The following is a 6,557-nucleotide window of genomic DNA, read 5'->3' as shown; positions in this document are numbered from 1 at the left end:
ACCCTCCCTGCCGTCACATTATTCAACCAGTTTTGCGGGCGTGCGCCGCTGCGCGGCTAGCCCGCGTGTTCCTCGGCGGGGTTGGTCTGATTGTTCTGGTTGGACTTCTTACTTTGGCTCAAAGAAAAACGGGAGATGCCTTGTGCATCCCCCGTTTTTGTTGCGGTTAGTCTAGGTCAATAAACTTGGTACTTATGACATGGCCGTCTTTGACGAGCATTCTGGCCATGGTGGGGCCTCGGCTGCCCCTTGGGTAGCTGGCGCTGCCCGGGTTGAGAACCAAGCAGCGGCCTACTTGGGCTTCTTTGGTTACGTGGGTGTGGCCGTTGATGGCTACGTCTACGGATCCCACCGGAAGGTCTTCGCGGTAGTGGGCTACGGCGAATTTGAGGCCTTCGTAGGTAAAGAGCGCAAGACGGTCTACATCGGGGCCGTAGTCGCGGTAGTAATCGTTGTTGCCCAATACGGCCCGCACGGGGGCGATGGTGCATAGGTGCTCGTAGTCCATCTCTGACGTAAGGTCGCCGGCGTGGATGATCAGGTCTGCGCCCTCAAGCTCATCCAAGAGCGCAGGCGATAAATAGCCGTGGGTGTCCGAGATGATGTCGATGCGCTTGGCGCTTGCGCTGTTCATGGGATCCCTTCCGCAAAAAACGATTCGGCAGATACATACAAAAAAGGCCCCACGGCCCCGCAGACGATGGGTCTACAGGGCTGCGGGGCCAGTGTGCTAGAGACTCAGAGCCTTCTTGAGCGGCACGACGCGGCGGCGAGAAACCGGCACGCGTTCGTCGACGCCCGTAATGCCCAGCTGGATGGCGCCCGAGGGCACCGTCTCAACGTCCGTGACGCACGCTAGGTTGACGATATAGCGGCGGTGAACACGGAAGAAGCCAAAGTCGCAGAGCTTGGCCTCAAACTGCGCCAGCGAGGTCGTCGACAAAAAGCGATCATCGACGGTATAGATGCAGGAGTAATCGTCCTTTGCCATGATAAAGCGGATGTCATCCACGGGAATGAGCACCTTGCGGCCGCCCTTTTCCACCGGGATACGCTCGATGGTCACTTTGCTGTCCGTAACCGGCTTGGCGCGTTGCATGACCTTCTCGATCGCGCGATCCAGGCGTGCCTCCTCAACCGGTTTCATTAGGTAATCGACAGCATCTACGTCGAACGCCTCGACGGCATGATCGCTATACGCGGTCACAAACACAATCGCCGGCGGATTTTTGAGCTTATGCAGCGCCTCGGCAAGTTGCAGGCCCGAGGCACCGGGCATCGAGATATCGAGAAACACGACATCCACGCGACTTTCCATAAGCATCTCGATGGCGGAGCGGACGCTCGACGCCTCCGTGATCGTGCCGATCTTGCCCGTTTGCTCGAGCAGGAAGCGAAGCTCCGAGCGAGCCGGCGCCTCATCATCCACAATCATCGCACGCAGCATAGGGATAAAACCTTTCGTCAACTAACTACGCCGGGCATCCGTCGCATGACGTTGAGCCCGTAGCTTTTTATTTTACTCTTGAATGTCAAAGATGCTCTCTGACAAATCAAGATGAAGGAGCACTTTGGTGCCCTTGCCCGGCGCCGATTCGACACGCGTATAGGAGTGCGGCCCATAAAAGCGATGAATGCGCTCCGAAATATTGTGCATGGCCACACCGGCGCCGCCACCCTGGGGAGAGCTGGCGTCGGGACGGGCAGAGCGCTCGTCAAACAGTCTGGCGGCGGTACCCTCATCCATGCCCACGCCATTATCGGCCACGGCAATCAAGATTGCATCCTCGCCGTCTTGGTGAACGGTCACGTCGATCCTCAGGGCGTCGTCATCGCCCATACCATGACGTACGGCGTTCTCGACAATCGGCTGGATCACGAACGCCGGCACCAGCGTATCTTCCACGTCCTCGGACACATCGAACGTCGCAAGCACGCGGTCCTCGCCAAAGCGGGCCTTCTCAAAGGTAAGGTAGCGCTTGGTCTGTGCGACCTCGCGCGAGACCGGAATAAGCGATCCCGAGTTGTCGAGCGTGGCACGATAGAACGATGAGAACTCACGAAGCAGTTCGCGGGCCCGCAGCGGGTCGGTGCGCGTAAACGATGCAATGGTGTTCAGCGTGTTGAACAGGAAGTGCGGGTTAATCTGCGCCTGCAGCGCACGCACCTCGGCGCGCGCCGTGAGCTCCTTTTGCACCTCGAGCTCGTGGATGGCGAGCTGCGTGGACAAGATCTCGGCAAAGCCCGAGGCAAGCGCGTACTGGGTACGGTCGACGGCGCGCGGGGTCTTGTAGTAGAACTTGAGCGTACCGACGGTACGATCGCCCACCTTGATGGGGGCGATAATGCCGGCGGGGACTTGGTTGTGCGAGCCGTCCGAGCCCACGACATCCACCATACGGTTGAACGACTGCACGATGCCATGTTCGATAACGTAGCGTGTGGCAAGCGTGTGGATGGGAGTATCGGGCAGCAGTTTTTCCTCAAACTCGCCCGCGCAGGCAAGCACGTTGTCCTCGTCGGTGATGGCCACCGTCATGGCGCGCGTCTCGGGCAAAATGCGCCGGCACACCAAACGCGCCGACTCCTGCGTCAGACCGCCCTTAATGTCCTCGAGCATGGCCGAGGCCACCGAGAGCGTCTCCTCGGTGTACTGGGAGCGCACCGAATCGGGATTGAGCGTCAAAAAGATAAAGATGCACAGAAAGATGCACAGCAGCGCGCAGGCAATCACCGTGGCGATCGGCTCGATACCGGTCACCAAGGCGAAAATAAAGTACACCAGCACGCAAATGGCGCAGGCGACGGCAATGATGCGAAAGATTGATATTGAACTATCGCGCTGGGCGCGGCGGTCGATCATTCGGCCCCCTCCAGAATACTGATCAGTTGTGCGTCACGCCAAAGCCCGTCCATAATCTTGGGCCAAAAGCTCTGGAAACGCAGATAGCTTGCAGCGTTTTGGCGCGCATAGGCCTTTGCCTCGTCGATACCATGGCGCCAGATGCGCAGGTAGCCCTCATGCTCGCGGGTAAACACGCTGCGGACCATAGCGGTCTTGCGCACGCGGTCGTCGAGCTCGCGCGAAATCCACGGGCCCGGGTAGGGCATGAGCGATGCCGCCGTAACGGGGATGAGCTCCTTTTGATGCGCGGCGAACGTCAACTTGGCCCGTTCGTAGTACCAACGGTATACATCCTGCATAAAGCGCGGTGAGCGCTTTTCGGACTCCGGAGGCAGATGGCGCACGGTCCACTCGTTATCAAACCACACGTCGTAGCCAAACATACGCATGTTAAAGAGGTAATCCAAGTCCTCGCCGCGGGTGATAAACGGGTCAAAGGCCACACGCGTAAAGGCGCGGGCGTGCAGGGCCATCAGGCCGCCGCACACGTAGTTGGAGCGCGAGATGCGGGTGCCCGAGAGCGCCTTTTTCATCCAACGGTTGAACTCGATGCGCTTGGTCCACCAACGATGGCAGATGCCCGCCTTGTCCGTGGGAGCCAGCGGCGAGCCGTCGCGATCGTAGAAATAGCCGCTCTTGACCAAGATCGGCAAGCCCTGACGCGTCTGCTGCCCCAACGCATAGGTCGCGCGCTTCATAAAGTCGGCGTCGATGACAGTCTCATCGTCATCCAAAAAGATAACCGCGTCATGCCCCAGCACAGCGGCACAGGCTAGCCCCATGTTGCGGATGGCACCGTAGCCTCGCAGGCTCACGCACTCGCCCGAACCCTTGGGCGCGATCTGAGCAACCCGGTCTGCGATGCGCGAGGCCTGGGTGTTGGTGACAACGGTGACCTTGAGCGTGGGATGCGCATTAACGATTTCGTGCACGCGATGGGATACGTCGGGCGTGACAGAAACCGGACAGACCACCAAGAGAATGATGCGCGGAATGTCGCGCACCTGTTCGAGTGAAGTCAGGCAGCGATCGAGTTCCGGGTTGGCGGCGTTGAGCGACGTCGAGTGATCGTAGGTGCCGGGAGCGTTTGCTTGGGTATCATCGCCCGCCCAATATGTTGGGATCACAACCGTGGCGTTCATACCTTTACCCTCCTTGCAACACAAAAACGGGGCGCCGCCAAACACAGGCGACGCCCCGCGACCTAGCTGATTCCATCATACCCACTTGGGCTAAACATTGCTCGGAAGTCAGAATGATTTATGCGGCTACTTCCAAAAGAGTACTGTAGATAGGCACAATTGCTGTACTGAGCCCGGTTGCCTTACGCTGCCGCCTGAGTCATGCGGGACAGGCGGACCAGCAGCATAAAGCCAACAACCAGCAGCACGCCAATGGAAAGGACGCCCAGCGACGGGTTGCCGGTCAGCGAGGTGACGACCGACACTAGAAAGGTGCCCATGACGCTTGCATAACGACCAAAGATGTCAAAGAAGCCGTAGTACTCGTTGGATTTTTCTTTAGGGATAATGCGGCCAAAGTAGCTACGGCTGAGCGCTTGCACGCCGCCCTGGAACAGGCCGACCATAATGGCAAGCACCCAGAACTCAAAGGCGGTCTTTAGGAAGAACGCGGCGAACAGCACAATGCCCATGTAGGCGGCGACCGCCACCAGAATCATGTTGAGCGTGCCCACGCGTCCGGCGAGCTTGCCGTAGATGATGGCGGACGGAAAGGCCACAAACTGCGTGACGAGCAGCGCCAGCACCAGCTGGGTCGAATCGATACCCAGAGCCGAGCCGTAGCTGGTTGCCATGGAAATGACCGTGTGCACACCGTCGATGTAGAAGAAGAACGCGATCATGTAGACCAGCACGGTCTTGTTGTGGGCGATCTCGCGCATGGTGTGTCCGACCTCGGAGAACACACCGCCCACGATGTGGCCGATGGTGTCCTGGGGACCGCGCTCGCGACCGTACTTTTGCTTATAGGTGCGAATGAGCGGCAGGGTAAAGATGAGCCACCAGGCACCGATGATGATAAACGACAGACGCGTTGCCAGCATGGTGGGGACGCCGAGAGCGGGGCCACCCATGATAAGCGCCAGGCAGATGATGAACGGCACGGTGGAACCGATGTAGCCCCAGGCATAGCCCGAACTGGACACGGCGTCCATGCGCTCGTCGGTGGTAATGTCGGGCAGCATGGCGTCGTAGAACGTCATGGACGAGTTGAGGCCGATGGTGCACAGCACGTAGACGGTCAAAAACGCCATCGCGGACATGGGGATGGCCTGCGCAAAGCAAAGCACGAGGCCCGTAAGGAAAAAGCCCATGAAGAACTTGATCTTGTTGCCGGCGTAGTCGGCAAGTGCACCCAGAACGGGCATGAGCATGGCAATGACCAACGAGGCGATCGTCTGCGCGTTGCCCCAGGCGACCACGAGGTCGGCCGAAGAAGCGCCGGTATTGATGGCATTGAAGTAGATGGGCACCACCGAGGTATTGAGCAGTACGAGGGCCGAGTTGCCCACATCGTACATAACCCAGTTACGCTCGAGCTTGGTGTATTTCATGGACAGGGCCCCTTCGTATTCGCCCGATATGCAGTTAGTTCATCGTACCCCAATTGTCCAGAGGCGCCGGTAAGGATTCGGCAAAGGAGCACGCACGATCCCTACTCCTCGCGGTCGAACTCTTCGTCGGCACCGAGCACGCGACCGCTGTAATTGACGTGGTTGGTCACGGCTTCCATATCGCCGGTCTCGATAAAGCGGGCAACCGTGCACTCGTAATCGAGCAGCGCGCGGTCAAAGACCTCGGGGAAGCTCTCGGTCGAGACTTCATCGGTAAAGGGGTTCTTCCATGCCAAGTGGCCCAGGTTGCCGGTACGCTCGGGCAGTTCGGTCGTCACGCGGTGCGCAAGGCCGTCGAGCAGCGAATAATCGTGCACCAAGCCCTCGAGCAGGGCAATCGCGCGCGTCTTGGCCGAACCGGCCGGCTCGATAGTGCGGTAGAGCATCTGCATGTCCGAAACGGCGCCGGCGTACTCCCCCGCCGGGATGTCGATACCGTACACGCGCCCGGCGACGTAGCTCATCAGCACGCCGGCAACGCGATTGATGCGGTCGGTGGTAACGATCTCGCCCGCCGGCGGATAATCCTCGACCGTGGCCCCATCGCGCTTGAGCTGCAGCATCAGCACGTCCAGGTCGCTTTCGAGCACGGCGTGAACTTGGCTGCCCGAAGCCTCGAGCTCGGGATCGGAATCCACAATGCCAAACTGCTGCTCGTAGACAAAGGGGTGGGCATTGCGGTCGAGCACATAGTGCGACAGCAGGCCCAGCGCAAAGGCGCGACCCAGATTGGCGTCGCGCGGCTGCAGGTGCGACACGCCGTCGCGCAGGCACGAGAACTGGCGCGACATGCGCGAGCGGTGCATGACCTGAGCAAGCGACGTACAGTCGGAAATGCGCGGCGTGAGTATGTGGAAGAAAAACGGGTCGGGACCTTGGTTTCCCAGGATAAAGGCGATGCGCTCCTCGTCGGACGTGATAACGCCCTGCGGAAGACGGTCGATGCTTTCCTCGCCAAACAGATGATGCGTAATGAGCGCGGGCATATTGTTCCTTTCGATTTCATTCGATGCAATC

6 protein-coding genes are annotated in these 6,557 nt (G+C 59.4%); all 6 read right to left on the bottom strand.

What is annotated here, in order from left to right:
• Positions 1-166: 166 nt before the first annotated feature.
• Positions 167-634: a YfcE family phosphodiesterase gene (locus tag DXC99_RS06930; protein WP_117629725.1), complete on the bottom strand. Its 468-nt coding sequence runs from the start codon at positions 632-634 to the stop codon at positions 167-169.
• Between the two features lie 96 nt (positions 635-730).
• Positions 731-1,447, bottom strand: coding sequence for a LytTR family DNA-binding domain-containing protein (locus DXC99_RS06925; protein WP_006235156.1), 717 nt, complete (start codon positions 1,445-1,447; stop codon positions 731-733).
• 72 nt (positions 1,448-1,519) lie between these two features.
• Positions 1,520-2,863 carry a histidine kinase gene (locus DXC99_RS06920; protein ID WP_006235157.1) on the bottom strand — a complete coding sequence of 448 codons (1,344 nt, stop codon included), beginning with the start codon at positions 2,861-2,863 and terminating at the stop codon, positions 1,520-1,522.
• Positions 2,860-4,047, bottom strand: a complete 1,188-nt coding sequence (locus tag DXC99_RS06915) for a glycosyltransferase (RefSeq protein ID WP_117629724.1) — start codon at positions 4,045-4,047, stop codon at positions 2,860-2,862. The genes DXC99_RS06920 and DXC99_RS06915 overlap by 4 nt, the downstream gene beginning before the upstream one ends.
• Positions 4,048-4,229: 182 nt before the next feature.
• Positions 4,230-5,480, bottom strand: coding sequence for an MFS transporter (locus tag DXC99_RS06910; protein ID WP_117629723.1), 1,251 nt, complete (start codon positions 5,478-5,480; stop codon positions 4,230-4,232).
• 101 nt (positions 5,481-5,581) lie between these two features.
• On the bottom strand, positions 5,582-6,526 hold the full coding sequence (locus DXC99_RS06905) for a zinc dependent phospholipase C family protein (RefSeq protein ID WP_117629722.1): 945 nt from the start codon (positions 6,524-6,526) through the stop codon (positions 5,582-5,584).
• Positions 6,527-6,557 lie beyond the last annotated feature (31 nt).

This window comes from Collinsella sp. TF10-11AT (assembly GCF_003437565.1).
In the GTDB taxonomy this organism is placed as follows: domain Bacteria; phylum Actinomycetota; class Coriobacteriia; order Coriobacteriales; family Coriobacteriaceae; genus Collinsella.
The sequence above is the reverse complement of the archived record's forward strand: the minus strand, read 5'-3'. Positions and strand labels throughout refer to the sequence as shown.